The sequence below is a fragment of the Domibacillus indicus genome (assembly GCF_000970685.1).
In the GTDB taxonomy this organism is placed as follows: Bacteria; Bacillota; Bacilli; order Bacillales; family Domibacillaceae; genus Domibacillus; species Domibacillus indicus.
The window spans coordinates 554,712-581,699 of the sequence record NZ_LAJB01000003.1 but is presented as its reverse complement, the minus strand read 5'-3'; the positions used below and the strand labels follow the sequence as shown (position 1 = coordinate 581,699).

Sequence of the window (26,988 nt, the reverse complement as noted above, 5' to 3'; positions counted from 1 at the left end):
AGGAAGTGATTCGGCGTGACGGATGAGCAGATGCCGGTGAAAATCCGGGTGAAGACGGATGTGGCGCACGAAGGGGAAAATGAGACATTCGAGCTGTCTTTATTCGGCCGGCTTTTTAAAAAGGATGGATCGACTTTTTTAAAATACGATGAAGTGCAGGAAGAAGGGGTTGTGCATACAATCGTCAAGCTGGCAGACGCCAGTGCGCTTATTTTGCGGAGCGGCGCATTGAAAATGCGAATGATTTTCGAAGAAGGACAGCGGTTAAATGGTTCGTATGAGAGCCAGTATGGCACGCTCCTTGTTACAACAGATACCGAGACCTTTACCCATAACACGACCAGCACGGGCACCGGGCGAGCGAAGTTAGTGTATAAACTGCTTATGCAGGGTGAAGCGGTCGGAATATATACGATGAACATCCACTATGAACTGGAGGAACAATTGTGAACATTGCAGAACAAAAGCAGGCACAGCTGAAAGAAGAAATTAAACAGGCTGTTTTAAAAGCAGGGCTTGCCTCAGAAAGTGACATTCCCGCCGTCCTGCTTGAAACACCAAAAGACAAAGCACACGGGGATTATTCAACCAATATGGCCATGCAGCTGGCACGCATTGCCAAAAAAGCACCGCGCCAGATTGCTGAAGCGATTCAGGAAAACATGGATCTTTCAAAAGGTTCAGTCGAAAAAATTGATATTGCGGGCCCCGGGTTTATTAATTTTTATATGAATAACAGTTATTTGACCGATCTTGTCCCGGCCGTTTTAAAAGCGGGAGATGAATACGGAAAATCTGATGCCGGCAAAAACGAAAAAATTCAGGTCGAGTTTGTTTCTGCCAATCCGACTGGCGACCTGCACCTTGGTCATGCCCGCGGTGCATCTGTTGGGGACTCATTATGCAACATTCTTGAGGCAGCAGGCTACGACGTTACCCGGGAATACTATATTAATGATGCGGGAAATCAAATTCATAATTTAGCGCTTTCCGTTGAAGCTCGTTATTTCCAGGCACTAGGGCACGAAAAAGAAATGCCGGAAGACGGCTATCATGGCAAGGATATTATCGGCATCGCCCAGAAGCTTGCCGACGAATTCGGTGACCAGTTTGTGAATATGCCGGAAGAAGAGCGTTACAAAACATTCCGGGAACATGGCCTAAAGCTTGAATTGGCCAAGCTGCAAAAAGACCTGGCTGATTTCCGCGTAAGCTTTGACGTCTGGTTCTCAGAAACATCTCTTTATGAAAATGGAAAAATTGACGAAGCGCTTAAAGCGCTGAAAGAAAACGGCCATACGTTTGAAGAAGACGGAGCTCTCTGGTTCCGTTCGACAGCATTCGGAGATGACAAAGACAGGGTTCTTCGCAAGCAGGATGGCTCTTACACATATTTAACACCGGATATTGCCTACCACCGCGATAAATTTGAACGCGGCTTCCAAAAAGTCATCAATATCTGGGGTGCTGACCATCACGGCTACATTCCGCGCATGAAGGCGGCGGTTGAAGCACTTGGCATGAAGCCGGACCAGCTTGAAGTAGAAATTATTCAAATGGTCCAGCTGTATAAAGACGGCGAAAAAATGAAAATGAGCAAAAGGACGGGGAAAGCTGTAACGATGCGGGAGCTTGTGGAGGAAGTAGGCCTTGATGCGGTACGCTACTTTTTTGCAATGCGCAGCAGCGATACGCATATGGATTTTGACCTGGATCTGGCTGTTTCGCAGTCTAATGAAAATCCGGTGTACTACTCACAATATGCTTACGCGCGTATTTCAAGTATTTTACGGCAGGCAGCAGAGCAGGGCTTAACAGCCACAGCAGAAGCGAATGTTTCCCTGTTAACCTCTGACAAAGAAATCGACTTGTTGAAAAAGCTGGGTGACTTTCCACAGGTGGTGGCTGAAGCAGCAGACAAACGCATTCCACACCGTATCACTAACTATGTGCATGAGCTTGCGGCTGGCTTCCATAGCTTTTATGGCGCACACAAAGTGGTGGATAAAGAAAATGAAGAAGCATCAAATGCCCGCCTTGCCCTTGTACAGGCTGTGCAGGTCACACTAAAAAATGCCTTAAGATTAATCGGTGTTTCAGCACCGGAAAAAATGTAACAAAGCAGCCGGGCTTATTGCCCGGCTTTTAGTGTTGAAAAATAAAGCCGTTAAGAAAAGCTTCCGTTTTTAAGCTAAGTTGCTTCCTTTTTTAGCAGCCGAAAATGCATTGTCTTCTTTCAAAAGCAGTATCAGTGGCTGCGGGCTGGCGGCTGCGCTAACAGCCGGGGCGAACGCTGAACCAGCCATCGCTTCGCGCCGTCTGTTTCAGCTTGTCCGCTCGTCCTGCGGGAGTCTCCGCCGGCAGCCTTCCGACCGTTCCTTTTCAAGAAAGAAGAGAAACAAATCCTGTTGTTTTTACTCCCCACAAAGGCGGCAGGCGTGGGGTGTAGACTCCTATGGGTCCAGCGCCTGCCTCATGGAACGCGAAGCCCCGCGAATGCCGCTTCACTAACTCGGGCTAAGCGCTGTTCTCGTACGCTTTTTTTGGGAAACAATATGTAAAATCATTTGTTCCATTATGAAGTAAATGACATTGTCTACAAGCTAAGCCGGGCTTATTGCTGGGCTTTTTTTTTTGCTGGTGAAGGGATCGCACGCACCGGAATTTCTTAAAAAACAATTGACTGAATGTTCATTCATATATTACCATAGAATAAACAAAGGGAAGGGAGAGCGTAACTATGAATGGGCTGCTGTGGATGAATTTAGCCGCCGCTGTTTTTGTAACCGCTTACGGAATTTATTTATTCACATATTTACTGAGAACACGCTATGAGTTCATTAAATTAGGTAAAAAAGAAGAATTTGAACGAAAAAAAGATGAACGAATTCGAAGCATTCTGGTAAATGTTTTCGGCCAGAAAAAACTTTTGAAAGACAAAAAAAGCGGCACGATTCACGTTATGTTTTTTTATGGTTTTTTGCTGGTTCAGCTTGGGGCGCTGGACTTTATTATGAAAGGAATCGTGCCGGGTGCACATTTGCCGCTCGGTCCGCTTTACGGTCCGTTTACTTTTTTTCAGGAGCTTGTGACCCTGGTCATTCTCACGGCAGTGATCTGGGCGTTTTACCGCCGCTATATTGAAAAGCTCGTCCGCTTAAAGCGCGGCTGGAAAAGCGGGCTTGTACTAATGTTTATCGGCGCGTTAATGCTTTCGGTTTTAATCGGCAACGGCATGTGGATCATCTGGCAGGAGGAAGCAGCCCGCTTCAGCCTGACAGAGCCGGTTGCATCCGTTATTGCTCTTGTATTTTCGGGTCTTTCCTCAACAGTTGTTATTGGCTTGTTTTACACGATGTGGTGGATTCATCTTCTCGTTCTGCTCGCATTTCTTGTTTATGTGCCGCAATCAAAGCACGCGCATTTGATTGCGGGACCGGTCAATACGTATTTTCACCGGCTGATTAAAGCTGGCACCCTGCGTAAAATTGACTTTGAGGATGAAACGCAGGAATCATTTGGTGCAGGGAAAATAGAAGACTTTACGCAGCCGCAGATGATTGATTTTTATGCCTGTGTGGAATGCGGGCGCTGTACGAGTATGTGTCCGGCCACCGGCACTGGCAAGCTGCTGTCGCCGATGGACTTGATTATAAAGCTGAGAGACCATCTAACCTTTACCGGTGCAGCGGTCACATCCCAGCAGCCATGGGTGCCGGCGTTCGCATTTGCGGATACACAGGGCAATAAAATTGCGAGAGGAATCGACCCATACAGCCCGCAGATGATCGGGGACGTTATCACAGAAGAAGAGATCTGGGCGTGTACAACGTGCCGCAACTGTGAGGACCAGTGCCCGGTCATGAATGAGCACGTCGACAAAATTATCGATATGCGCCGTTACCTTGTGCTGACAGAAGGAAGAATGAACCCGGACGCCCAGCGTGCCATGCAGAACATTGAGCGTCAGGGCAATCCGTGGGGACTTAATAGAAAAGATAAAGAAAAGTGGCGGAACCTGCGCGATGATGTGCATATTCCAACTATGAAGGAAGCGCAAAAAGCAGGGGAAGAGCCGGAGTATTTATTCTGGGTCGGCTCTATGGGTGCGTTTGACAGCCGCAGCCAGAAAATTGCTTTATCATTTGCGAAGCTAATGAACGAAGCGGGAGTATCCTTTGCCGTTCTTGGGAACAAAGAAAAAAACTCTGGTGATACCCCGCGCCGCCTGGGCAATGAATTTTTGTTTCAGGAGCTGGCCGCTGCAAACATTGCGGAATTTGAAAAAAACAATGTGAAAAAAATTGTGACCATTGATCCGCATGCGTACAATATTTTTAAAAATGAATACCCGGATTTTGGATTTCAGGCAGAAGTGTACCATCATACTGAACTGCTTGATCAATTAGTAAAAGCAGGGAAGCTGAAGCCGGTGCACAGCGTGAAGGAAAAAATAACGTTTCACGACTCCTGCTACCTCGGCCGCTATAATGAAGTATATGATCCGCCCCGTGAGATTTTAAAAGCCATCCCGGGAGTCGAACTGGCTGAGATGAAACGGAATCGGCAGGATGGCATGTGCTGCGGTGCAGGAGGAGGCCTTATGTGGATGGAAGAAGACACAGGACATCGCGTGAATGCTGCCCGTACCGAGCAGGCCCTGGCGGTGGCTCCGTCCGTTATCAGTTCCGGCTGTCCATTTTGCCTGACAATGCTGAGTGATGGAACAAAAGCAAAGGAAGTGGAAGAAACGGTTGCCGTCTATGACGTGGCAGAAATTTTAGAAAAAGCTGTTTTTGGCGCGCGGCAGACAGTAACAGCGTTATGAGGGAAGCAGGAAGCCGTTTTAAGCTTCCTGTTTTAAAGGAGGAAGCAGGGTGAAGATACGAAAATTACTGGTGCTCGGAGCCGGACAGATGGGTGCTGGTATTGCACAGGTGTGTGCCCAGGCTGGTTATGAGGTGCTTCTTTATGATATTTCAGAAAAAAATTTTGAAAAAGGCATTCGAGAAATTAAAAGGAATCTTACACGCCAGGTGGAAAAGCAGCGTATAAGTGAAGAAGAAAAAAAAGCCGTCATGGCGAAAATACAAAAGTCCGCAACACTAAATGATGCAGCAGGGGTGGATATGGTTATTGAAGCGGTGGTGGAAAACATGAATACAAAGCGTGAGATTTTTGCGCAGCTTGATGAAATCGCCCAGGACCATACCATACTTGCTTCAAATACCTCCTCTCTTCCAATTACGGAAATTGCGGCGGCAACAGACCGTCCCGAAAAAGTAATTGGGATGCATTTTATGAACCCTGTTCCAGCAATGAAGCTTGTAGAAATCATCCGCGGCCTGGCAACATCGGATGACGTTTACAAGAGAGTGGAAGATATAACAAAATCGATCGGAAAAGTTCCAGTTGAAGTAAGTGACTTTCCGGGCTTTGTATCAAACCGTATTTTGATGCCAATGATTAATGAAGCAATTTATGCACTGTACGAAGGAATTGCCACCAAGGAAGCAATTGATGAAGTCATGAAGCTTGGCATGAACCATCCAATGGGGCCTATTCAGCTCGCTGATTTTATTGGACTGGACACATGTCTGTCTGTCATGGAGATTTTACATGAAGGATTTGGTGATGATAAATACCGGCCATGCCCGCTTCTTCGCAAATATGTAAAAGCAGGATGGGTTGGGAAAAAAGCCGGCCGGGGATTTTATATTTACGGGTAAGGGGGCGTCCGAATGAACTTCCAGTTGACCAGTGCACAGGAGCAAATGCGTCAGTCTGTCCAAGATTTTGCGGCACGGACAGCGGCATCATTTGTTTCTCAAATGGAAGCGGGGGAATTTCCTTATAAGCTCATACAAAGAATGGCACGGCGGGGATTTATGGGACTCACTGTTCCTAAAAAATATGGCGGCATGGAGCGCGATTTTCTTTCATTTATCATTACAGTCCATGAATTGTCCAGAGTAAGTGCGGCGGCGGGAGTTATTTTATCGGTGCATACATCAGTTGGAACAAATCCGATTCTTTATTTCGGCACGGAAAAACAAAAACACAGGTTTCTTCCAAAGCTTTCTTCTGGGGAATGGCTTGGTGCCTTTTGCTTAACGGAATCTTCCGCCGGGTCTGACGCGGCCGCGCTTAAAACAACAGCACAATGGGACGGAAATGGCTACAGGCTGAACGGATCAAAGCTGTTTGTGACAAATGCCGGTGCTGCTCACACCTATATTGTTTTTGCGCGTACAGAAAAAGGCGTGACGGCCCTGGTTGCTGAAAAAAATATGCCCGGGTTTTTCATTGGCAAAGCAGAGAAAAAACTGGGCCTCTATGGGTCGAATACAGCGTCCATTACACTTGATAATGTCTATATTCCCCTGTCTAACCGGCTTGGAAAGGAAGGGGAAGGATTTAAGATTGCAATGGCAAACCTTGATGGGGGAAGAATCGGCATTGCTGCCCAGGCGCTGGGAATTGCGGAGGCGGCTTTTGAATATACAAAAGCCTGCCATCCAGGCATTCATCTGGCAGATATGGCTGCTTCCATTGAAGCGGCCCGCCTGCTTGTTTACCGGGCTGCTTTTCTGCGGTCAACGGGGCAGCCATGTACTGGGGAGGCATCGATGGCAAAACTTTATGCTTCAAGGACGGCTGTGAAGATAGCGGGTGCCTGTTTTTTGAAAATAGGAGGAAGCAAAGAGGCCGAACGGTATTTTCGGGATGCGAAGGTAACGGAAATTTATGAAGGAACATCGGAGATTCAAAGGATTGTCATCAGCAAACACCTGGCAAGGGGGATGGGGTTATGAACTTTGCATTATCAGAAGAACATAAAATGATTCGCAAAATGGTGAGGGATTTTGCGAATAAAGAAGTGGCGCCAACCGCGGCCGAACGAGATGAGGAAGAGCGGTTCGATATAAACATTTTTGACAAAATGGCGGAAGTGGGACTGACAGGCATTCCGTGGCCTGAAAAATATGGCGGCATCGGAAGTGATTATCTGGCGTACTGCATTACAGTGGAGGAGTTATCCCGGGTCTGTGCGTCAACCGGTGTTACGTTATCTGCCCATATATCACTGGCCGGCTGGCCGATTTACACATTCGGTACAGAGAATCAGAAAATGAGGTACTTGAAGCCGATGGCGGAGGGAAAGAAGATTGGCGCCTACGGCCTTACTGAATCGGGAAGCGGTTCAGATGCGGGCAGTATGAAGACAACTGCTCGGCGAGAAGGGGACTATTTCATTTTAAACGGAGCAAAGATTTTTATTACGAATGGCGGTATTGCTGATATTTATATTGTCTTTGCACGGGCGGAGGAAGGGATAACGGCTTTTATTGTTGAAAAAGAATTTGAAGGATTTTCAATCGGCAAGAAAGAACGAAAAATGGGTATTCGCTCTTCACCCACTACAGAAATTATCTTTGACAATTGCCAGGTTCCGGTGGAAAATGTAATTGGTGGAATTGGAAGCGGTTTTAAAGTTGCGATGATGACGCTTGATGGAGGGCGTAACGGGATTGCGGCACAGGCAGTGGGCATCGCTCAAGGTGCACTGGATGCAGCCCTTGTTTATGCACAGGAGCGCAAGCAGTTTGGCAAGCCCATTATCGCCAACCAGGGGATTTCCTTTAAACTGGCTGATATGGCTGTTTCCATTGAGGCGTCCAGGCTGCTGGTCTACCAGGCGGCATGGCTGGAAACAAAAGGAGAGCCATACGGAAAAGCCTCAGCAATGGCAAAACTTATGGCGGGCGACACAGCCATGAGTGTGACAACAGAGGCGGTTCAGATTTTCGGCGGCTATGGCTACACCAAAGATTACCCGGTTGAGCGGTTTATGCGCGATGCGAAAATCACCCAGATTTATGAAGGGACTCAGGAAATACAGCGCCTGGTTATTTCCAGAATGTTAACAAAGTAAGGTGGGGGGAAAATGGATCAAACAAAACGGCCGGTGCATACATCAGTAAAGGATGAACAGTTGATTGAAAAGCGCCGTTCAGAAATGATTCGCGGATCCGTGCAGCTTTTTAAACAGAAAGGGTTTCACCGGACAACAACTCGTGAAATTGCCAAAGCAGCCGGCTTCAGCATTGGAACACTTTATGAGTATATCCGGACAAAAGAAGATGTCCTGTATCTTGTTTGTGACAGTATTTATGACGAGGTTAAAAAACGGCTTCAGCAAATTGATTTTGAAGAGGGGACCTTGGAAAACCTGCGTCTTGGCATCAGCAGCTATTTTTATGTAATGGATGAGATGCAGGATGAAGTGCTTGTAATGTATCAGGAAGCAAAGTCTCTTTCCAAAGATGCTCTTCCATATGTATTAAAAAAGGAGGCAGAAATGACAGGAATGTTTGAGGCGCTTATTCAGCGATGCGTCGATCATGGAGAGCTGGATATGAAAAAAGCCCACGTACATTTGCTGGCACATAATATTTTTGTGCAGGGACAAATGTGGGGGTTTCGCCGCTGGATGCTGCAAAAAACATATACGCTTGAAGAGTATATTGATCTGCAGACGGACCTTTTGTTTGCCGGGATTCAAGGGTACGAAAAAAAATCCGCCCTCACCTGAGAGCGGATCTTCTTTCCCTTAAAGCGAATTGCGGCCTTTGCGGGTTGTTGTTTCTTCTTCTCCTTCAATATACGCTTCTTCGCGGCGTACTGTATCACGGACAGTTTCTGTATCTTCCACTTTCCGTTTGCCAATGACTACTTCCTCTGTAACAACCGGCTTTTTCGTAACTTCCACACGTTCTTCTGTAACAGGAACGCGGATTGTTTCATCATCTTCATTAAAAGCAGTTAAATCATCGTCTGCTGTCATATTGCCATCTGTTACTGGACGGCGTTCAACATATACTTCTTCACGTTCAACCGGCACGTCAATAACCTGCTCTTCTTCCACTACTTCCTTTTCTACATGAACTTCGCCGGTTTGAACGCGTTCTTTGCGTACATTTAAGCGCTCTTCATGCAGGCGGAGCTTTTCTTCTTCACTTAATGTATCGAATTCACGACCCTCATACAAATTGCCGCCAAGGTTTGTATCAGTCAAGCCGGTATTTAATGTAGTGTCAGTTCGGTCAGTTCGGTCAGTTCGGTCAGTTCGGTTCATATTGTCAAGACCGTCATAATCAATCGGGTCTAAACGTTCTCCATCGAGGTCCGCCCGATTTCCATTGGCGATACCGATCGTGCTGCTTGGATCATAATCGCTGCCATAACGGCCTCCATATTCACGGTCTACATATAGAAGCATGCCGCCATTATCGACTTCTGTGTAATAACGGTCTGCTTCTTCATCCGTTAAGCCCATGTTACGGAAGCCTTCGCGAATTGGATCAACTCCAGATAAAAATGACATAAAACGGTCTCCCCAGGAGAGATTTGCTGTTTCCACTTCCACATTGGTCCGGCCGCGTACCATTGAAACGGCATCTTCATCTTTTACCGTTACATACATATCTTCTTCTGAATAGCCGTTTGCTTTTAACTCATCCATTTTTGCCAATAAATCTGATTCATTGTGATATACGCCAATAAATTTTTTAGTATCCATAGTAGTGTGTCCTCCTAAAAGGTTTTTTTGATGCTGTGTCTGCTTTTAAATCTACCCGGTACACACTGATGAAAACGTGTTGGGAGAAAAATGGTCACAACGATTCATGCCCGTGCCGAAAGTTTCTTTTTCGTGTGAAATCGAGTTATTTTTTGAAAAAGAGGGAATAGTTATAATTAAATTTACATTACATACATATTCACATTATAGTAAGAGAGGATAATGGAAATAATAAGATAAGATTAAGGAAAAAATGTCGAAAGGAAGTGGAAAAGTGAGACAAGTTATCAATTACCTGGCGATCTCTATTGTCTCAATTGGATCCTACTGGATGTACACAAAACAATGGGGAGCTGTTCCATTCCTGCTTCTTTCGATTTTTTTCTTTTATAAAGCATATGATGAGGTTTCTGGACGGGCGCAAAAACGCCGGACCGCCAAAGAAATAAGCCGTTCCACTGCTCCTGGAGGAAAAAAAGCAGAAATCATCACATAAATATGGCGTAAAGCCATATTTTTTGTTTATAATGGAGAATATGCCAAAAACGTTTTGCTCTTTTGGGAGCGTGCAAATAGAGAAGGGAAGTGCGGATGGTGAGCTTGCAACAATATTCGAAAGAAGAACTAAAAGAAATGTCATTCCTCGAACTGGCACATTTGATTCTTGCTGATAAACACGAACCGGTTTCATTTCATGACCTGCTGGCCGAAATCAAAAACCACCTGGGAATTTCAGAAGAAGAAGTAAAATCCCGCATGGTGCAATTTTATACGGATTTAAACATCGATGGCAGCTTTTTGCCTCTCGGTGAAAACCGGTGGGGGCTGCGTGCCTGGTATCCGGTTGAAAAACTGGAAGAAGAAACAACAACTGCACCAGTGAAATCGCGTAAGAAAAAAGCCAAAAAGATAGTTGAAGATGATTTCGAAGAGGAAGTCATTGAAGATGAAGAAGACCTCATTGATTTTGATGAAGATGATTTTGATGGAGCAGATGAGGAAGAGCTTGATCTTGATGATGATGATGAGCTGGATGAAGACCTTGAAGAAGACCTGGACGTTGACATTGAGGAAGACCTTGAAGACGAAGATGACTTCGAGGAAGAAGGCGCCGAGGATGAGTACGATCTCGACGATAAATAAACGGGAATCTTCCCTTGACTATTTCATTCGTGAATTGTAGTATGTTATTTGGGCTCTTTATGAGACGAAGAATTTAGTCGATAACGCTCCTCTTACTGAGAAGTAAGCGGGGCGTTTTTTGTATTTTTTAGAGAATTAAAACCATTTGAGGAGGCTTTTCATCTTGACGAAATATATTTTCGTAACAGGCGGCGTTGTTTCATCTCTCGGAAAAGGTATTACCGCTGCTTCTCTCGGCCGCTTGCTGAAGAATCGCGGATTAAAGGTATTTATCCAGAAATTTGATCCATACATTAATGTTGACCCGGGAACAATGAGCCCATATCAGCACGGAGAAGTATTTGTAACGGATGATGGGGCGGAAACGGATCTTGACCTTGGCCACTATGAACGTTTTATTGACATTAATTTAACGAAGCTTAGCAACATTACTACCGGGAAAGTGTACTCGACTGTTCTGCGCAAGGAGCGGCGTGGTGAATACCTGGGCGGTACCGTACAGGTAATCCCGCATATAACAAATGAAATTAAAGAACGGGTCTTCCGCGCAGGGAAAGAATCCGGGGCAGACGTAGTCATTACAGAAATCGGCGGTACAGTCGGTGATATCGAATCGCTTCCATTCTTGGAAGCAATCCGTCAAATTAAAAGCGATGTTGGCCAGGACAATGTGCTGTATATCCACTGTACGCTTATTCCTTATTTAAAAGCGGCTGGAGAAATGAAAACAAAGCCAACTCAGCACAGCGTAAAAGAACTGCGCAGCTTAGGAATTCAGCCAAACATCATTGTGGTTCGCACAGAAATGCCGATTTCACAGGACATGAAAGATAAACTGGCTCTTTTCTGTGATATTGCAAAAGAAGCGGTAATTGAAGCAACAGATGCGGATACGCTGTATGCCGTACCATTAATGCTTCAAAAGCAAAACATGGATGATTTAGTCTGCCGTTTGCTTAAAATGCAGTGTCACGAGGCAGATATGACAGAATGGAACGCCCTTGTAGATAAAGTGCGAAATTTGCCGAATAAAGTACGTATTGCACTTGTTGGAAAGTACGTAGAGCTGCAGGATGCCTATATTTCTGTAGCGGAATCACTCAAGCATGCGGGCTATCAGTTTGATGCAGATATAGAAATTGACTGGGTGAATTCAGCAGAATTATCACAGGAAAATGCGGCAGAACGGTTAAAGGATGCAGCCGGTATTCTTGTTCCGGGTGGATTCGGTGACCGCGGCATTGACGGGAAGCTGGCTGCCATTCAATATGCACGCGAAAACAACGTGCCGTTTTTCGGGATTTGTCTTGGTATGCAGCTCGCTTCAATCGAATATGCGCGCAATGTATTAAATCTTCAAGATGCACATTCAGCAGAGATTATGCCGGAAACACCATATCCAATTATCGATCTGCTGCCTGAACAAAAAGACATCGAAGACCTTGGCGGAACGCTTCGTCTTGGATTGTATGCATGTAAATTAAAACCGGAAACACGGGCACGCGCTGCATACAATGAAGAGATTGTTTATGAGCGCCATCGCCATCGTTATGAATTCAATAATGAATTCCGTGAGCAAATGGAGAAAAAAGGCTTTATCTTCTCTGGAACAAGTCCGGACGGCCGCCTTGTGGAAATCGTTGAGATTGCAGATCATCCATGGTTTGTGGCTGCCCAGTTCCATCCGGAATTTACGTCTCGTCCAACACGGCCGCAGCCGCTGTTCAAAGAGTTTGTTCAAGCTTCTATTAAAAATAGCTAAGAAAAGCCCGTCTTTTTAAATAGGAATAAAAAGCAGAAATGTTCATATAACAACATTTCTGCTTTTTTCATATTATTTCATTTTAAAGAGAGCTTACAGGACAGCTTTTCTGCTGTAATGGCCGATATTTATTTTTACCGGCCCGGAGAGAGTGGATACCGCCCCGAATTTGATTATACCGCCCCTAAAGAGGCAGCTTTCAATTCATCTGGCTTAGGAGAGGCCCTTTGTGCAGCTTTTTAGTCCTCGTATTCAGCTGCAATTTCCTCAATCGTCATCTTAATTAAGAAGTAAACGTACAGGCCTGCGATAGAAGAAGGGAATCCTGCTCTTCCGCCTTTGTCATCCGGCAGCAGCCCTTTGATCAGGCGAAGATCGATAAACACATCAGCGAGTTCTTCGATACCGGGTTCTTCTTTTTTAGAAGCAATAGCCGCAAATGGAATACCATTTGCCTGGAGCTGCCTGGCCAGCTGCAGGGCATTGGGATCATCTGAAAATCGTGCTGCCACAAGTACCCGATCCGCCTCTGTTAACGGGGCTCCTTCTGTCCATCTTTTAATGCTGCTGAGCACTTCAGCTCCATACAGGGCTTCAATCTCAATAGCAGCCATTTCATCAAAGCCTTTCATATATATTGATCCTTCACCCAGAAAACTTTGAGACAATAACCGTCCCGCATCCTCGATGGCAAACTCTTCTTTTTCGCTGATTCGTTTCAGCAAGCCGCTTAATTGCGTCATAAACATTTTAGACAATCGTAAATCACTCATTTCTTTTTCTTCATTATAAATATCTTTTCCTAAAAACGCACACGTCCTGCGTGCAGCGGAGAAGCCGCCTGTTTAAGTAAAAAGAAAAAAGGAATTTAAGAAGACTTTGTCGAATGTAATTAAAAGACAAAAAACGGAAAACGGGATACATAGGAGGAAAAGGAAATGTCAGCGACAATACTTATTGTAGATGATCAATATGGCATTCGGATTTTATTGAACGAAGTACTGAAAAAAGAAGGGTATGAGACATTGCAGGCGGCAAACGGCCCTGAAGCCATTCAATTAGCGAAAGAAAAAATGCCCGACCTTGTTTTGCTTGATATGAAAATCCCGGGTATGGATGGCATTGAAATTTTAAAAAGAATGAAATCGGAAAATCCAAACACCAGAGCCATTATCATGACCGCTTATGGAGAGCTGGATATGATCCAGGAAGCCAAAAACATCGGGGCTATTATGCATGTGCCAAAGCCGTTTGATATTGATGAAATTCGCAAAACAGTTAAAGAACATTTAACCCATTAACGGAATAACGTAAATTCTGTTGGTAATAAAAAGACGAATTTGTTATGATACTAATGTAGTTTTTTTCATGAAGCAAACATTTCCCTTAGAGGAGGAAGCAAAATGCCATTAGTATCAATGAAAGAAATGTTAAACACTGCGAAAGAAAAAAAATACGCAGTAGGCCAGTTTAACCTAAACAACCTTGAGTTTACTCAAGCGATCCTTCAGGCGGCTGAAGAAGAAAAATCACCAGTAATCCTTGGTGTTTCTGAAGGGGCAGCTCGTTATATGGGCGGTTTTAAAACGGTTGTAAAAATGGTTGAAGGTTTAATGGAAGACTACGGTACAACTGTGCCTGTAGCTATTCACCTTGACCACGGTTCAAGCTTTGAAAAATGTAAAGAAGCGATCGACGCAGGTTTCACTTCTGTTATGATCGACGCTTCACACCATCCATTTGAAGAAAATGTAGCAACAACTTCTCAAGTTGTAGAATATGCGCATTCAAAAGGTGTTTCTGTAGAAGCAGAACTTGGTACAGTTGGCGGACAAGAGGACGATGTTGTTGCTGATGGCGTTATTTATGCTGATGCAAAAGAGTGTGAAGAGCTTGTAAAACGCACAAACATCGACTGCCTTGCACCGGCACTTGGCTCTGTTCACGGTCCTTACAAAGGTGAACCAAACCTTGGTTTCGCTGAAATGGAAGCGATCGGCAATGCAACAGGCCTTCCACTTGTTCTTCATGGCGGTACAGGCATTCCAACGAAAGACATCGAGAGATCTATTTCACTTGGAACAGCTAAAATCAACGTAAACACTGAAAACCAAATTGCTTCTGCAAAAGCGGTTCGTGAAACGCTTGCTGCTAAACCGGAAGAGTATGATCCACGTAAATACCTTGGACCAGCTCGCGATGCAATCAAAGCGACGGTTATCGGCAAAATGCGTGAGTTTGGTTCTTCTGGCCAGGCGTAATCTTTAAAACCATCCGCACAAATCGGACTGGCAAATCAACGATATAACGACAAGAACCGCCTTTTTTAACGAATTGGCGGTTGTTGTTTATATAATAAAATGAACTGAAAAGAGGGAATATTTAATGAAATTCTTTATCGACACAGCAAACATCGACGAAATCCGCGAAGCACACTCCTGGGGCATTCTTTCGGGTGTTACAACAAACCCTTCACTTGTTGCAAAAGAAACGATCCCATTCCATGACCGCCTTCGTGAAATTACCGAGCTTGTTTCAGACTCTGTCAGCGCTGAGGTTATTGCACTTGATGCGGAAGGCATGATTGAAGAAGGGCGCGAGCTTGCAAAAATTGCTCCTAATATTACCGTAAAAGTACCGATGACGCCGGAAGGTTTGAAAGCGGTAGCAGTGTTTGCGAAAGAAGGCATTAAAACAAACGTAACACTTGTTTTCAGTGCAAATCAGGCATTGATGGCAGCGCGTGCGGGTGCATCATATGTATCTCCATTCCTTGGCCGCCTGGATGATATCGGTCATGATGGGCTTGAATTAATTGAAACAATTGCAGACATTTTCGCGATTCATGGCATTGAAACAGAAATCATTGCAGCGTCTATCCGTCATCCTCAGCATATTACGGCGGCAGCTTTAAAAGGTGCGCATATTGCCACAACACCATTCAAGGTGCTTGAGCAGCTATTTAAACATCCATTAACAGATAAAGGTATCGAAGGCTTCCTTGCTGACTGGGAAAAACGCAAAGCAAAGTAAGAATAATACATGAGACGGTTGTTATCGGTTAAACTACAACTACCAAGAAAGCTTTCCCGCTTTCCGTTTGCGCAGGAAGAAGGGAGTACAACATGATGGAAAAGTTAAAAGTAGAAGGCGGTCATCCGTTAAAAGGAACGATCAAGGTAGATGGAGCCAAAAACAGCGCAGTCGCCCTTGTACCGGCCGCCATTTTAGCAGAATCTCCGATTACAATCGAAGGACTGCCGAATATTTCTGATATTCATATGCTGAAAGGTCTTTTGGAGGAAATTGGCGGAAACGTGACGTTTGAAGACGGTGAAATGAGGGTTGATCCAACCAATATGACGGCAATGCCTCTGCCGAATGGAAAAGTCAAAAAGCTGCGCGCTTCTTATTATCTGATGGGTGCAATGCTGGGGCGGTTTAACAAAGCGGTTATTGGCCTGCCTGGAGGCTGTCATCTCGGGCCCCGTCCGATTGATCAGCATATTAAAGGATTTGAGGCGCTCGGTGCGGAAGTGACAAATGAGCAGGGTGCGATTTATTTACGTGCAAAGGAATTGCGCGGCGCCCGGATTTATTTGGATGTTGTAAGTGTCGGTGCGACCATTAATATTATGCTGGCAGCTGTCCGGGCAAAAGGGCAGACCATTATCGAAAATGCCGCCAAAGAGCCCGAGATTATTGATGTAGCTACTTTATTGTCAAACATGGGAGCGAACATTAAAGGCGCCGGGACAGATGTAATTCGTATTGACGGAGTTGAACGGCTGCAAGGCTGCCGCCATTCGATTATCCCTGATCGTATTGAAGCCGGAACCTTTATGATCATGGCTGCTGCGGTTGGTGAGGGTATTATTATTGATAATGTGATTCCTCTTCACCTGGAGTCGCTGACAGCCAAATTGCGCGAGATGAACGTGCCGATTGAAATAGGAGAAGATCGTATTTTTGTCGGGAAATCAGAAAATCTTAAAACAGTAGATATTAAAACGCTTGTGTATCCAGGCTTTGCAACGGATTTGCAGCAGCCGTTTACTTCACTTTTAACAAAAGCATCTGGCTCAGCCATTGTGACGGATACCATTTATCCAGCCCGCTTCAAGCATATTGATGAACTGCGCCGTATGGGAGCCAGTGTGAAAACGGAAGGCCGCTCAGCAATTATTAACGGGCCGGTCCAGCTGCAGGGAGCCAAAGTGAAAGCGAGCGATTTGCGGGCAGGGGCGGCTCTTGTACTGGCCGGCTTAATGGCAGACGGCATAACGGAAGTGACAGGACTTGAGCATATTGACCGGGGCTATAGCAAGCTTACGGAAAAGCTCACAGCGCTCGGAGCGAATATTTGGCGGGAAGAAATGACCGAAGAAGAGTACAGTGAAATAAAAAGTTCATAACATTCTGCTGAATAAATAGCAAATGTGTTACAATATATAAGAGAATATGTGGCACAAAGCCGCTGTTTGTTCGTTGTATGGGAGGTAGGAGAGCAATGGAAAGAAGTTTATCAATGGAACTGGTTCGTGTAACAGAAGCAGCTGCACAGGCGTCGGCGCGCTGGATGGGCCGTGGCTTGAAGGATGAAGCGGACGGTGCAGCTACTTCAGCCATGCGTGATGTATTTGATACGATACCGATGAAAGGAACCGTTGTAATCGGCGAGGGAGAAATGGATGAAGCCCCTATGCTCTACATCGGTGAAAAGCTTGGCAATGGCTACGGTCCCCGGGTTGATGTCGCAGTCGATCCGCTGGAAGGCACCAATATTGTCGCTGCCGGCGGCTGGAATGCATTAGCTGTTCTTGCGGTAGCGGATGATGGCAATCTGTTAAATGCTCCCGACATGTATATGGACAAGATTGCAGTTGGTCCGGAAGCAGTCGGAATGATTGACATTAATGCTTCTGTAACAGATAATCTAAAAGCGGTCGCAAAAGCAAAAAATAAAGACATTGAAGATGTGGTGGCGACGATTTTGTATCGTGAACGCCATGAGCATATCATTGCTGAGCTGCGTGCGGCAGGTGCCCGTATTAAACTGATTAATGACGGTGATATCGCCGGCGCGATTAATACAGCGTTTGATAAAACAGGTGTCGATATTTTGTTTGGTTCAGGCGGTGCGCCAGAAGGAGTTATTTCGGCGGTAGCATTGAAAGCGCTTGGCGGTGAAATCCAGGGGCGTCTCCTGCCGCAGAGTGATGCAGAGATGGAACGCTGTAAGCAAATGGGTCTCGATGTGAATAAAGTGCTTCGCATGGAAGATCTTGTCCGCGGCGATGATGCCATTTTTGCCGCAACCGGTGTAACAGATGGTGAACTTCTTCGCGGTGTTCAATTTAAAGGCACTTATGCAGAAACACAGTCTATCGTAATGCGTGCAAAATCAGGCACCGTCCGTTTTGTTGATGGACGCCATAGCTTGCGTAAAAAACCTAACCTTGTTATTAAACCATAAAACATGCCAACAGCGGTGCAGCCGGTCCGGTTCTCCGCTGTTTTGTTTGATCTGCCCACTCGTCTAAAATGCTTCAAGTTCAAGATTGCGAGCTATCGCTATCCCTCCCTCTTAAAAATCAATTTAATAAAAGTGTGGTGCCATAATGGAAGAACTTACAATCAATCATCTTGAAAACTTAAAGTTAAAAGAGCTATATGAACTTGCCAAAACCTATAAAATCTCCTACTACAGCAAGCTCACCAAAAAAGAGCTTATTTTTGCCATCTTAAAGGCGCGTGCTGAACAGCAAGGCTACTTTTTTATGGAAGGTGTCCTGGAGATTATCCAGTCAGAAGGCTTTGGTTTTCTTCGTCCGATCAACTACTCAGCCAGTTCAGAAGACATCTATATTTCCGCTTCCCAAATTCGCCGCTTTGACCTTCGGAATGGTGATAAAGTTTCCGGAAAAGTCCGCCCGCCAAAAGAAAATGAACGCTATTACGGTCTGTTGCATGTAGAAGCTGTGAATGGAGAAGACCCGGAAACGGCAAAAGAGCGTGTTCATTTCCCGGCTCTGACACCGCTTTATCCGGATCGGCAAATTAAGCTGGAACGGGAATCCCGGCAGTTATCGACCCGGATTATGGATCTCGTATCTCCTGTAGGATTTGGGCAGCGCGGATTGCTTGTTGCTCCGCCGAAAGCAGGAAAAACAATGCTATTAAAGGAAATCGCCAATTCTATTTCAGCGAATCATCCAGAAGCAGAGCTGATTGTTCTTTTAATTGATGAACGTCCGGAAGAAGTAACGGATATTGAGCGGTCAGTTGAAGCCGAAGTAGTCAGCTCGACGTTTGATGAGGTCCCGGAAAATCATATTAAAGTCGCAGAGCTTGTTTTAGAGCGTGCTATGCGCCTTGTTGAACACAAGCGCGACGTTATTATTTTAATGGATTCTATTACAAGGCTTGCCCGTGCTTATAATCTTGTTATTCCGCCCAGCGGCCGAACGCTTTCCGGTGGAATTGACCCTGCCGCCTTCCATCGTCCAAAACGCTTTTTCGGTGCCGCGCGAAATATTGAAGAGGGCGGCAGCTTAACAATTCTGGCAACAGCGCTGGTGGACACAGGTTCACGAATGGACGATGTTATTTATGAAGAGTTTAAAGGAACCGGCAACATGGAACTGCACCTTGACCGGTCACTGGCAGAGCGCCGTGTGTTCCCGGCAATCGACATTCGCCGCTCGGGTACGCGGAAAGAAGAGCTCCTCATTGGCAAAGAGCATCTTGATATGGTCTGGGCTATTAGAAAAACGATGTCAGATGCACCTGATTTAGCAGATAAGGTTCTTCGCCGTCTTCGCCAGACGAAGAACAATGAAGACTTTATCGCTCAATTGCTTGCGGAAACAAAGAAAAATGGCGCATCGAAAAAAATGCTGTAACCTATTTGCAATTTTTTTGTATGCCTGTTATAATATGATTCGTGTGAATGAATTAAATAATTGGGACTAGCGCCCGATTATATTTAACTCTGTTTCGGAATGACTCAGGGCGGAAGGAGAGAAAAAAGATGCAAGCAGGAATTCATCCTAACTACAAAAAAGCATTTGTTAAATGTGCATGCGGAAACGAGTTTGAAACTGGTTCCGTAAAGGAAGAAATTCGCGTAGAGGTTTGCTCTGAATGCCATCCATTCTACACTGGCCGTCAGAAATTTGCTGACGCAGGCGGACGTGTGGATCGCTTCAACAAAAAATACGGCCTTAAAGATCAAGCAAGATAATGATAAAAGGGACAGGCAAGGAGTGAAAACTGCTTGCCTGTTTTTTTGTATTTAAAATAAGAAATCAGCTATTTTATGCATAATTGTAAATGACATAGGATGATAATGGCGATGCAGCCGGACTATTTATACTCAGCCTGGTGGAATGCCGCAGGACAAAAAAGTTTTAACGCTGTATTTAGTCTTTGATCTTTTAAAGCAACGGAGGAACAGACGGGATGGCTCAGCTTTTTTTTAAATATGGTGCAATGAACAGCGGCAAGTCGATTGAAATCTTAAAGGTTGCCAACAATTACGAGGAACAGAATAAAGGTGTGCTTTTGTTTACATCGGGACTCGATACCAGAGATGAAGTAGGCTATATTTCAAGCCGGGTTGGGCTGCGCCGCCCGGCACGGCCGATTTTTGCAGATACAGATATCTTTGAAGAAGTAAAAAATGATTCATCGAGCCCATCCTGCATACTGGTTGATGAAGTGCAATTTTTATCAAAAAAACACGTACTGCAGCTGGCGGAAATTGTGGATAAACTAAATATTCCAGTTATGGGCTTTGGCTTAAAAAATGACTTTCAAAATGAATTGTTTGAAGGAAGCCAATATATGCTTATTTACGCAGATAAAGTAGAAGAAATGAAAACCATCTGCTGGTTCTGTGAGCGGAAAGCAACCATGAACCTGCGTGTAGACGAAGCAGGAAAACCCGTGTATACAGGAGAACAAATTCAAATAGGCGGCAACGATTCCTATTATCCGGTTTGCCGGAAGTGCCATCAGAATCCGCCGCTTTAATAAAGGTGAGGTGCAGACACGATGTTTGATCGATTACAGGCGGTAGAAGACCGCTACGAAAAACTGAATGAATTGCTCAGTGACCCGGCTGTTGTCAGCGACTCGGCAAAGCTGCGTGACTATTCCAAAGAGCAGTCGGACATACAGGAAACAGTTGAGGTTTACCGGCAGTACAAAGATGCAAAGGCGCAGCATGCAGATGCGAAAGCTATGCTGGAAGACAAGCTCGATGCGGATATGCGCGAGATGGTCAAAGAAGAACTGAATGAGCTTGAAGAAACACTGGAAGACCTTGAAGCGCGGCTGAAAATTTTGCTGATCCCGAAAGATCCGAATGATGACAAAAACGTTATTATGGAAATTCGCGGGGCAGCGGGCGGAGATGAAGCGGCGCTTTTTGCCGGAGATCTTTATCGCATGTACTCGCGCTATGCGGAAGCGAACAACTGGAAAATTGATGTGATTGAAGCCAGCACAACAGGAGTTGGCGGCTACAAGGAAATTATTTTTATGATTAACGGCCGGGGTGCGTATTCGAAGCTAAAATACGAAAATGGCGCTCATCGTGTCCAGCGGGTTCCGGAAACGGAGTCAGGCGGCCGGATTCACACTTCAACGGCAACGGTAGCAGTTATGCCGGAAACAGAAGAAGTCGAGGTAGAGGTGCATGATAAGGATATCCGGGTTGATACTTTTGCTTCAAGCGGGCCGGGCGGCCAATCGGTAAATACAACCATGTCTGCAGTGCGGCTGACTCATCTGCCGACTGGAATAGTGGTTTCCTGCCAGGACGAAAAATCGCAGATTAAAAACAAAGAAAAAGCGATGAAGGTTTTGCGGGCGCGTATTTATGACAAGTTTCAAAAAGAAGCACAGGCTGAATATGACGCAGTGCGTAAATCAGCAGTCGGCACAGGTGACCGCTCTGAGCGGATTCGCACCTATAATTTTCCTCAAAATCGCGTAACCGACCACCGGATCGGCCTGACAATCCAGAAGCTGGACCAGGTTCTGGAAGGAAAAGTCGGTGAAGTAATCGATGCGCTAATCGTAGAAGACCAGTCAAGCCGGCTTGAAAATCTGGAGGACTAAACCTGTGGGACAAAAAGTGTATGAAGCCTTGAAATGGGCTTCTTCTTGTTTAAAAGAGAGCGGCCGGGATGCCAATGCTGGAGAGCTTATCATGAAGCATCTGCTGCAAACAAGCCGTTCTAATCTGCTGGCCCGGCTGCATGATGTATTAACAGACGAACAATCTCATGCTTTTTATCAAATGGTTATGGACCATGCCAGAGGAATACCGGTACAGCACTTAATCGGTACGGAAGATTTTTATGGGCGGCCATTTATCGTCAATGGGGATGTTCTTATTCCGCGTCCCGAAACAGAGGAGCTTGTTTACCATACACTCCAAAAAATAAAAGAATGGAAAAACCCGATTATTGCTGATATCGGGACTGGCAGCGGGGCGATTGCGGTTACCGTAAAAGCGGAAAGACCGGATGCTGAAGTGTATGCAATTGATTTATCAGCGGCCGCTGTCAAAACGGCCCGCCAGAATGCAGCTGCTCATGAAGCAGAAGTGCTTTTTTTGGAAGGAGACCTGGCTGCACCCCTGGCGGAGCGGGAGCTGGCTGTGGATATTCTGTTATCCAATCCGCCTTATATTCCTCTCGATGAACAGCAAACATTATCCACAGTAGTGGTAGATTATGAACCGCACCTGGCCCTCTTTGGTGGAAAAGACGGCCTGGATTTATATCGAAGGCTGGCTGAGCAGATTCCTTTCGTTGTCAAAAAAGGCGGGCTCGTCGGCGTGGAAACAGGCGCCGGGCAAACAGAAGAAGTAGCAGCGATTTTCCGGGCTTCATGCCCGGGTTCAAAAACAGAAATTCTGCATGACATTAATGGAAAAGATAGAATGGTATTTTTACGCGTTTAAAATTGCCCTGTCCTGGTGATACTGGTTGCCGGGAGGGATAATCAAATGAAAACAAAAATTCTTATTCTATATGTATATGGTATTTCGGCAGCTGCCTGCTTTATGATGTATTTTGCTCCGTCTGATCCAGCGGCAGGCGGTATTCCAGAAGAAGCTATTCGCATCCGGGTGGTCGCACATGATAACAGCAAACAGGAGCAGGAAAGAAAAGAGCGCGTTCATTTAGCGGTTGCAGATCAAATTAGCAGCTGGGCCGGGGAAGCACATTCGCCTGAAGATGCGCGGCTGCTGGTAAAGGAAAATATCAATGAAATCAAACAAAGCGCTTCCGAAGCAGCCGGGGAACATGTACAAGTCACACTGGGCAAAGAAGCTTTTCCCGCTAAACAGTATGGCCGCTACGTCTACCCCCCGGGAGAGTATGAATCATTGGTTGTCACCATTGGGGCTGGGCGTGGGGATAACTGGTGGTGTTTGCTTTATCCATCGTTTTGTTTTCCCGAAGAAGGGGAAGAAGAGAGGGTAATAGAAGAAGATACGGTAGAAGCGGCGGAAGTTGTGACAGAGGAGGAAGCAGAGGAAGGAGCGGAATCCGGAGAGGACGATTCGGAATACAAATGGGCGGTTGTTGAGCTATGGGACCATTTGCGGAACGACAACCATCAGGAAAAAGGCGGGTATTCCGATAATAGGGAAATACGCATAGCCAATTAGTTTGGTTGTTTTTATTCATACACAATCATCCACACAGTTATGCACATAATTGGATAAGTTATCAACATATTGTGTATAACCTGTTTATAAAAAAGTGCGGAAATTCGATTTATGTATAGAAATAACGGATTATCTCTAGAAGTTGTAAATAAAGAAACAAAGGTGACGGATATGGAGACAAAACACTGGGTTGTGGATAACTCTGGTATAATTCATCAACAATATCCACAGATAAAGGAAGCAGCAGCACTGATTCAACAAGGGGAAGTGGTCGCTTTTCCGACAGAAACGGTTTATGGGCTTGGTGCACAGGTGAAACGTGATAGCGCTGTGGAAAAAATTTTTCAGGCAAAAGGGCGTCCATCCGATAATCCGCTCATTGTCCACATTGCAGACCGGACACATGTGGATGAATTGGCCCGATTGATTCCACCTTACGCACAATTGTTGATAAATGCATTTTGGCCGGGACCGCTGACCATTGTTGTGCCAAAGAAAGAAGGAGCGGTGTCTGAGCGGGTAACAGCAGGACTCGATACAGTAGCAGTTCGTATGCCGGATCATCCCGCGGCGCTGGCACTGATTAAAGAAGCAGGAGTGCCGGTTGCGGCGCCAAGCGCTAATCGCTCCGGCAAACCAAGCCCGACAACTGCTGAACATGTGCTGGATGATTTAAACGGGCGTATTGCAGGTATAGTAGATGCCGGTGAAACAGGAGTAGGCCTGGAATCAACCGTGGTTGACTGCACAGGGGACTATCCTGTTATTTTGCGTCCGGGCGGCATTACCCAGGCGGATATTGAAGCAGTTGCAGGACATGCAGATACAAACACAGCGCTGAAAAAAGCGGAGGAAGCTCCAAAAGCGCCTGGAATGAAATACACGCATTACGCGCCGGAAGCTCCGCTTTACATAATGGAAGGAACGTCTGCCGCTATTCAAAAAAAAATAGATGAATGGCGTGCAGAAGGAAAAAAAGTCGGCGTGCTTGCTGCAGAAGAAAGTGCAGCCTCATACAAAGCAGATACTGTTATTGAATGCGGCCGCCGAAGCGACCTGGCTTCTGTCGCAAGAGAATTATACAGCGCACTCCGGCTGTTTAACGAGCAGCCGGTCGATATGATTATTTCTGAAGCTTTTCCGGCAGAAGGAGTCGGCGCCGCTATTATGAACAGACTGGAAAAAGCAGCCGGGCATAAATGGATTAAAATGAGATAAGCAGACCGAAACCGGTCTGCTCATTTTGTGATTGTCAGAGCTGACCTCCAGCCTATTTAATCATTTAATAGTTTGTCCATAGTTGATACTGACGGCTTTGCCGTCAATTTTTTTTTATAAAAGATTTTATTCATTAAAGCGGGAGTCAGCCGGCTGGAGAATCTTTCTTTTTGAAAAACCGATAAATGAAGGTGTAAGACCGCTGATATTTCTGCTGTTGTTGCGTGTATACAAAAACTCAGAAGGCATATAAATAGGCATGGATATTTTTATCTTATCACTGGCGTTGTCGGCAGACGCATTTGGCGCGGCACTGGCTGTTGGAATGAGGCGCATGGGGCTTATAGACAAGCTGACATTAAGTGCGGCAGTCGGCATCATGCATATTATTTTGCCGCTGGCCAGCATAACAGCAGGCAGTGAACTGCATGGACGTTTTGGCGATGTTCTCATTTTGGCGGGCGGGGGGGTATTGATTCTTACTGGGCTGCAGATGATCTTGTCTTTTTTTAGAAAGGAAGAACAAAAAAAGCCGGCGGGACTGGGAATTGTCCTGTTTGCCTTTGGGGTAAGCATGGACAGCTTTTCAACAGGTCTGTCATTAGGTGTACTTGGTGTGGACAAGTCCATGGCGGTGCTGAGCTTTGGTGTATGTTCAGCCTGTTTAACGATGGCCGGCCTCCTGTTGAGCAGCCGGGTGAGTACCGCTGTCGGAAAAACGGGGGAGGCGGCAGGCGGCCTTCTTTTGCTTGTTATTGGGTTGAAATGGATATTCGTTTAATAAAGTCCTTTTCATACAGAAAAGGACTATTTTCATGTAAACTGTTCCATTATAATGAAAGAAAACGGATACGAAGGTGATGATTTATGAATATTTTGTTTGTATGTACAGGCAATACATGCCGCAGTCCAATGGCAGAAGCGATTTTGCACAGCAAACGGCCGGACTGGAGCGTAAGGTCAGCGGGATTGTATGCAAACCCGGGTGAACCGGCTTCAAAGGGAACAATGACGGTGCTGACAGAAAATAATATCCAGCACAGCCATACGTCTTCCCAGGTGACCGAAGAATTGCTAGAGTGGGCAGATGCCGTTTTGACAATGACTTCATCCCATAAACAATTAATTGATATTCATTTTCCTCAATTTCGTGAAAAAGTTACGCTGCTTAAAGGTGGAGAAGGAGACGTAGCAGATCCATTCGGCGGTCCGGATTCAGCTTATCGGAAAACATTCGAAGAGTTGGATTTTTATATAAGCCGGTGGCTTAAGAAGGAGAAAAGAAAATGAGCGGAAGAAAAAAATATTCATTTAGCATTCGGAAAAAGCTCGTCCTGCTTGTTGCCTTGCTTGCAGTGATTACCTACTCGTTTAGTGCTTTGTTTATGTATTATTTATACCCGGTTTATTTCTCGCAGGTAAATGAAAAGCTGTTTACGTTTATGACGCTGGCAATGGGCATTGGGTGGTCGGCGATACTGGCCTATTTTGCTGCTTCGTACGTTGTCAACCCGATTGCCCGCCTTCAATCGGCGGCTCAAGCGGCGGCAGCGGGACAAATTAAACAGGAAGTGGAACTGCCGAAAAGTGACGATGAAATCCGTGCGCTTGGAGCGGCGTTCAATGAAATGCTAACCAGTCTGCGTACAATGGTTCAAAGCATTGAAAGCAACTTTGCTGTAACGAATGAAAGTGTCGGCCGTATTGCTCAAATCAGCAGGCAGACGACACACCAGGCAGGCACTATGGCAGGGACGGCTGAAGAAATTGCCGGCGGCGCTGAAGGTTCAGCCCATGCTGTGCAGGCTGCCGCAGAAGCGATGGAAGAAGTAACGGAAATTGCTGGATCTGTTCAAAAGAAAGCAGCGGGGTCTGCGGACAAAGCGGAAGAAATGGTCAAAGAATTAGATACAAGCAGACGAGCATTCCAATCGCTTATTTCTGGAATGGATTCATTAGCCGCAGGAAATCTTGAATCGCTTGAAGCGGTTCGCTCGCTTGAAGAAAATGCGCGCAAGGTTGGCAATGTTATTGGGCTTGTAGGAGATATTGCCGCACAAACCAACCTGCTTGCGTTGAATGCTTCCATTGAGGCAGCGCGTGCCGGTGAACATGGGAAAGGGTTTGCAGTCGTAGCAGAAGAAGTCCGGAAGCTGGCGGATGAAAGTGCTGAAGCGGTAAAAGGCATTTCCGGTCTTGTGAAGCAAATCCAGCTGGAAGTCGGACATGTTGTCCAGAGAATCACCGCTCAAGCGGAAGCAGCAAAAGACGGGATTGAAAAAGGAGCATCAGCACAGGAAGCCGTCGGCCAAATAAGCAGCAAAATTACAGAAATGGCGGCAGAAGTAGAAGAAATTTCTCGGCTTGTTGATGGGCAAATGAACAAAATTGAGAAGACAACACACCAGTCACAGGAAGTCGCAGCCATCGCCGAACAAACATCAGCCGGTGCCAATGAAGTAACCCATGCAGCCCGGACACAATCGGAAATGATTCAGGAAATGGACAGTGTGACGCAAACATTAGAGCAGCAGGCAGAGAATTTAAAATCTGTGATTACACGGTTCAAATTGTAGTTTTTACGGGAAA

The 26,988-nt window shown here is 45.7% G+C and carries 27 protein-coding genes; 25 read left to right on the top strand and 2 right to left on the bottom strand.

The annotated features are described in order from the left end of the window. Positions 1–15 precede the first annotated feature (15 nt). From VP98_RS07080 to VP98_RS07050, 7 genes are all read left to right on the top strand, one after another. Positions 16–450, top strand: coding sequence for a DUF1934 domain-containing protein (locus VP98_RS07080; protein ID WP_231584135.1), 435 nt, complete (start codon positions 16–18; stop codon positions 448–450). Beyond that, positions 447–2,117 (top strand): arginine--tRNA ligase, encoded by a 1,671-nt coding sequence (argS, locus tag VP98_RS07075; RefSeq protein WP_046174614.1) that lies wholly within the window; start codon positions 447–449, stop codon positions 2,115–2,117. Before VP98_RS07080 ends, argS begins: the two co-directional genes overlap by 4 nt. Before the next feature lie 623 nt (positions 2,118–2,740). Beyond that, entirely contained in the window at positions 2,741–4,828 is a 2,088-nt protein-coding gene (locus VP98_RS07070; protein WP_046174613.1) for a (Fe-S)-binding protein, read from the top strand. A gap of 49 nt (positions 4,829–4,877) precedes the next feature. Continuing rightward, the gene (locus VP98_RS07065; RefSeq protein WP_046174612.1) at positions 4,878–5,729 is read left to right on the top strand and encodes a 3-hydroxybutyryl-CoA dehydrogenase; all 852 of its coding nucleotides are present in this window, start codon (positions 4,878–4,880) and stop codon (positions 5,727–5,729) included. Between the two features lie 12 nt (positions 5,730–5,741). Next, entirely contained in the window at positions 5,742–6,815 is a 1,074-nt protein-coding gene (locus VP98_RS07060; RefSeq protein ID WP_046174611.1) for an acyl-CoA dehydrogenase family protein, read from the top strand. Continuing rightward, a complete protein-coding gene (locus VP98_RS07055) occupies positions 6,812–7,936 on the top strand; it encodes an acyl-CoA dehydrogenase (protein WP_046174610.1) in 1,125 nt (374 codons plus the stop codon). The genes VP98_RS07060 and VP98_RS07055 overlap by 4 nt, the downstream gene beginning before the upstream one ends. 12 nt (positions 7,937–7,948) lie before the next feature. Further along, the gene (locus VP98_RS07050; protein WP_046174609.1) at positions 7,949–8,596 is read left to right on the top strand and encodes a TetR/AcrR family transcriptional regulator; all 648 of its coding nucleotides are present in this window, start codon (positions 7,949–7,951) and stop codon (positions 8,594–8,596) included. An 18-nt stretch (positions 8,597–8,614) separates the two neighbouring features. Here the strand turns inward: VP98_RS07050 and VP98_RS07045 are convergent, their stop codons facing one another. Further along, the gene (locus VP98_RS07045; protein ID WP_046174608.1) at positions 8,615–9,583 is read right to left on the bottom strand and encodes a YsnF/AvaK domain-containing protein; all 969 of its coding nucleotides are present in this window, start codon (positions 9,581–9,583) and stop codon (positions 8,615–8,617) included. A gap of 274 nt (positions 9,584–9,857) precedes the next feature. On the opposite strand from VP98_RS07045, the gene VP98_RS07040 reads away from it, so the two are divergent. From VP98_RS07040 to VP98_RS07030, 3 genes are all read left to right on the top strand, one after another. Next, a complete protein-coding gene (locus VP98_RS07040) occupies positions 9,858–10,079 on the top strand; it encodes a hypothetical protein (protein ID WP_046174607.1) in 222 nt (73 codons plus the stop codon). A 95-nt stretch (positions 10,080–10,174) separates the two neighbouring features. Further along, complete coding sequence (gene rpoE, locus VP98_RS07035) at positions 10,175–10,726, top strand: DNA-directed RNA polymerase subunit delta (RefSeq protein ID WP_331428168.1); 552 nt, start codon at positions 10,175–10,177, stop codon at positions 10,724–10,726. Between the two features lie 163 nt (positions 10,727–10,889). Next, a complete protein-coding gene (locus VP98_RS07030) occupies positions 10,890–12,488 on the top strand; it encodes a CTP synthase (RefSeq protein ID WP_046174606.1) in 1,599 nt (532 codons plus the stop codon). Positions 12,489–12,727: 239 nt separating this feature from the next. On the opposite strand, the gene VP98_RS07025 is transcribed toward VP98_RS07030, so the two are convergent. Then, positions 12,728–13,261 (bottom strand): DUF2529 family protein, encoded by a 534-nt coding sequence (locus VP98_RS07025; protein WP_407919203.1) that lies wholly within the window; start codon positions 13,259–13,261, stop codon positions 12,728–12,730. 165 nt (positions 13,262–13,426) lie between these two features. On the opposite strand from VP98_RS07025, the gene VP98_RS07020 reads away from it, so the two are divergent. The 15 genes from VP98_RS07020 (at position 13,427) to VP98_RS06950 (ending at position 26,975) form a co-directional block, all read left to right on the top strand. Beyond that, a complete protein-coding gene (locus VP98_RS07020; RefSeq protein WP_046174605.1) occupies positions 13,427–13,789 on the top strand; it encodes a response regulator in 363 nt (120 codons plus the stop codon). Positions 13,790–13,891: 102 nt separating this feature from the next. Then, a complete protein-coding gene (locus VP98_RS07015; protein ID WP_046174604.1) occupies positions 13,892–14,749 on the top strand; it encodes a class II fructose-bisphosphate aldolase in 858 nt (285 codons plus the stop codon). Positions 14,750–14,873: 124 nt separating this feature from the next. Beyond that, positions 14,874–15,521 carry a fructose-6-phosphate aldolase gene (gene fsa, locus VP98_RS07010; protein WP_046174603.1) on the top strand — a complete coding sequence of 216 codons (648 nt, stop codon included), beginning with the start codon at positions 14,874–14,876 and terminating at the stop codon, positions 15,519–15,521. Positions 15,522–15,616: 95 nt separating this feature from the next. Further along, positions 15,617–16,903: a UDP-N-acetylglucosamine 1-carboxyvinyltransferase gene (locus VP98_RS07005; protein ID WP_046174707.1), complete on the top strand. Its 1,287-nt coding sequence runs from the start codon at positions 15,617–15,619 to the stop codon at positions 16,901–16,903. A 95-nt stretch (positions 16,904–16,998) separates the two neighbouring features. After that, the gene (gene glpX, locus VP98_RS07000) at positions 16,999–17,964 is read left to right on the top strand and encodes a class II fructose-bisphosphatase (RefSeq protein WP_046174602.1); all 966 of its coding nucleotides are present in this window, start codon (positions 16,999–17,001) and stop codon (positions 17,962–17,964) included. Positions 17,965–18,109: 145 nt separating this feature from the next. Continuing rightward, positions 18,110–19,393 carry a transcription termination factor Rho gene (gene rho, locus VP98_RS06995; RefSeq protein ID WP_046174601.1) on the top strand — a complete coding sequence of 428 codons (1,284 nt, stop codon included), beginning with the start codon at positions 18,110–18,112 and terminating at the stop codon, positions 19,391–19,393. Positions 19,394–19,521: 128 nt separating this feature from the next. Further along, positions 19,522–19,734, top strand: coding sequence for a 50S ribosomal protein L31 (gene rpmE, locus VP98_RS06990; protein WP_046174600.1), 213 nt, complete (start codon positions 19,522–19,524; stop codon positions 19,732–19,734). A gap of 218 nt (positions 19,735–19,952) precedes the next feature. Continuing rightward, positions 19,953–20,525, top strand: coding sequence for a thymidine kinase (locus VP98_RS06985; RefSeq protein WP_046174599.1), 573 nt, complete (start codon positions 19,953–19,955; stop codon positions 20,523–20,525). A 21-nt stretch (positions 20,526–20,546) separates the two neighbouring features. After that, positions 20,547–21,617, top strand: a complete 1,071-nt coding sequence (gene prfA, locus VP98_RS06980; protein ID WP_046174598.1) for a peptide chain release factor 1 — start codon at positions 20,547–20,549, stop codon at positions 21,615–21,617. Between the two features lie 4 nt (positions 21,618–21,621). Then, on the top strand, positions 21,622–22,467 hold the full coding sequence (gene prmC / locus VP98_RS06975) for a peptide chain release factor N(5)-glutamine methyltransferase (RefSeq protein ID WP_046174597.1): 846 nt from the start codon (positions 21,622–21,624) through the stop codon (positions 22,465–22,467). Positions 22,468–22,512: 45 nt separating this feature from the next. Continuing rightward, positions 22,513–23,181: a stage II sporulation protein R gene (locus tag VP98_RS06970; RefSeq protein WP_052712168.1), complete on the top strand. Its 669-nt coding sequence runs from the start codon at positions 22,513–22,515 to the stop codon at positions 23,179–23,181. A 171-nt stretch (positions 23,182–23,352) separates the two neighbouring features. Beyond that, on the top strand, positions 23,353–24,399 hold the full coding sequence (locus VP98_RS06965; RefSeq protein WP_046174705.1) for an L-threonylcarbamoyladenylate synthase: 1,047 nt from the start codon (positions 23,353–23,355) through the stop codon (positions 24,397–24,399). A 259-nt stretch (positions 24,400–24,658) separates the two neighbouring features. Then, positions 24,659–25,180 (top strand): manganese efflux pump MntP, encoded by a 522-nt coding sequence (locus VP98_RS06960; RefSeq protein WP_046174596.1) that lies wholly within the window; start codon positions 24,659–24,661, stop codon positions 25,178–25,180. An 86-nt stretch (positions 25,181–25,266) separates the two neighbouring features. Then, entirely contained in the window at positions 25,267–25,689 is a 423-nt protein-coding gene (locus VP98_RS06955) for a low molecular weight protein arginine phosphatase (RefSeq protein ID WP_046174595.1), read from the top strand. Beyond that, positions 25,686–26,975 carry a methyl-accepting chemotaxis protein gene (locus tag VP98_RS06950; protein ID WP_046174594.1) on the top strand — a complete coding sequence of 430 codons (1,290 nt, stop codon included), beginning with the start codon at positions 25,686–25,688 and terminating at the stop codon, positions 26,973–26,975. Before VP98_RS06955 ends, VP98_RS06950 begins: the two co-directional genes overlap by 4 nt. Positions 26,976–26,988 lie beyond the last annotated feature (13 nt).

Bases quoted from the DNA above. Each gene is read 5' to 3' on its own strand.
- VP98_RS06950 (WP_046174594.1), top strand. From the start codon at position 25,686: ATGAGCGGAAGAAAAAAATATTCATTTAGCATTCGGAAAAAGCTCGTC.
- VP98_RS07045 (WP_046174608.1), bottom strand. From the start codon at position 9,583: ATGGATACTAAAAAATTTATTGGCGTATATCACAATGAATCAGATTTA.
- VP98_RS07015 (WP_046174604.1), top strand. From the start codon at position 13,892: ATGCCATTAGTATCAATGAAAGAAATGTTAAACACTGCGAAAGAAAAA.
- VP98_RS07060 (WP_046174611.1), top strand. From the start codon at position 5,742: ATGAACTTCCAGTTGACCAGTGCACAGGAGCAAATGCGTCAGTCTGTC.
- VP98_RS06985 (WP_046174599.1), top strand. From the start codon at position 19,953: ATGGCTCAGCTTTTTTTTAAATATGGTGCAATGAACAGCGGCAAGTCG.
- fsa (WP_046174603.1), top strand. From the start codon at position 14,874: ATGAAATTCTTTATCGACACAGCAAACATCGACGAAATCCGCGAAGCA.
- rpoE (WP_331428168.1), top strand. From the start codon at position 10,175: ATGGTGAGCTTGCAACAATATTCGAAAGAAGAACTAAAAGAAATGTCA.
- VP98_RS06955 (WP_046174595.1), top strand. From the start codon at position 25,267: ATGAATATTTTGTTTGTATGTACAGGCAATACATGCCGCAGTCCAATG.
- rho (WP_046174601.1), top strand. From the start codon at position 18,110: ATGGAAGAACTTACAATCAATCATCTTGAAAACTTAAAGTTAAAAGAG.
- VP98_RS06960 (WP_046174596.1), top strand. From the start codon at position 24,659: ATGGATATTTTTATCTTATCACTGGCGTTGTCGGCAGACGCATTTGGC.
- VP98_RS06965 (WP_046174705.1), top strand. From the start codon at position 23,353: ATGGAGACAAAACACTGGGTTGTGGATAACTCTGGTATAATTCATCAA.
- VP98_RS07055 (WP_046174610.1), top strand. From the start codon at position 6,812: ATGAACTTTGCATTATCAGAAGAACATAAAATGATTCGCAAAATGGTG.
- VP98_RS07005 (WP_046174707.1), top strand. From the start codon at position 15,617: ATGGAAAAGTTAAAAGTAGAAGGCGGTCATCCGTTAAAAGGAACGATC.
- VP98_RS07070 (WP_046174613.1), top strand. From the start codon at position 2,741: ATGAATGGGCTGCTGTGGATGAATTTAGCCGCCGCTGTTTTTGTAACC.
- VP98_RS07020 (WP_046174605.1), top strand. From the start codon at position 13,427: ATGTCAGCGACAATACTTATTGTAGATGATCAATATGGCATTCGGATT.
- rpmE (WP_046174600.1), top strand. From the start codon at position 19,522: ATGCAAGCAGGAATTCATCCTAACTACAAAAAAGCATTTGTTAAATGT.
- glpX (WP_046174602.1), top strand. From the start codon at position 16,999: ATGGAAAGAAGTTTATCAATGGAACTGGTTCGTGTAACAGAAGCAGCT.
- prfA (WP_046174598.1), top strand. From the start codon at position 20,547: ATGTTTGATCGATTACAGGCGGTAGAAGACCGCTACGAAAAACTGAAT.
- VP98_RS07050 (WP_046174609.1), top strand. From the start codon at position 7,949: ATGGATCAAACAAAACGGCCGGTGCATACATCAGTAAAGGATGAACAG.
- VP98_RS07025 (WP_407919203.1), bottom strand. From the start codon at position 13,261: ATGAGTGATTTACGATTGTCTAAAATGTTTATGACGCAATTAAGCGGC.
- VP98_RS06970 (WP_052712168.1), top strand. From the start codon at position 22,513: ATGAAAACAAAAATTCTTATTCTATATGTATATGGTATTTCGGCAGCT.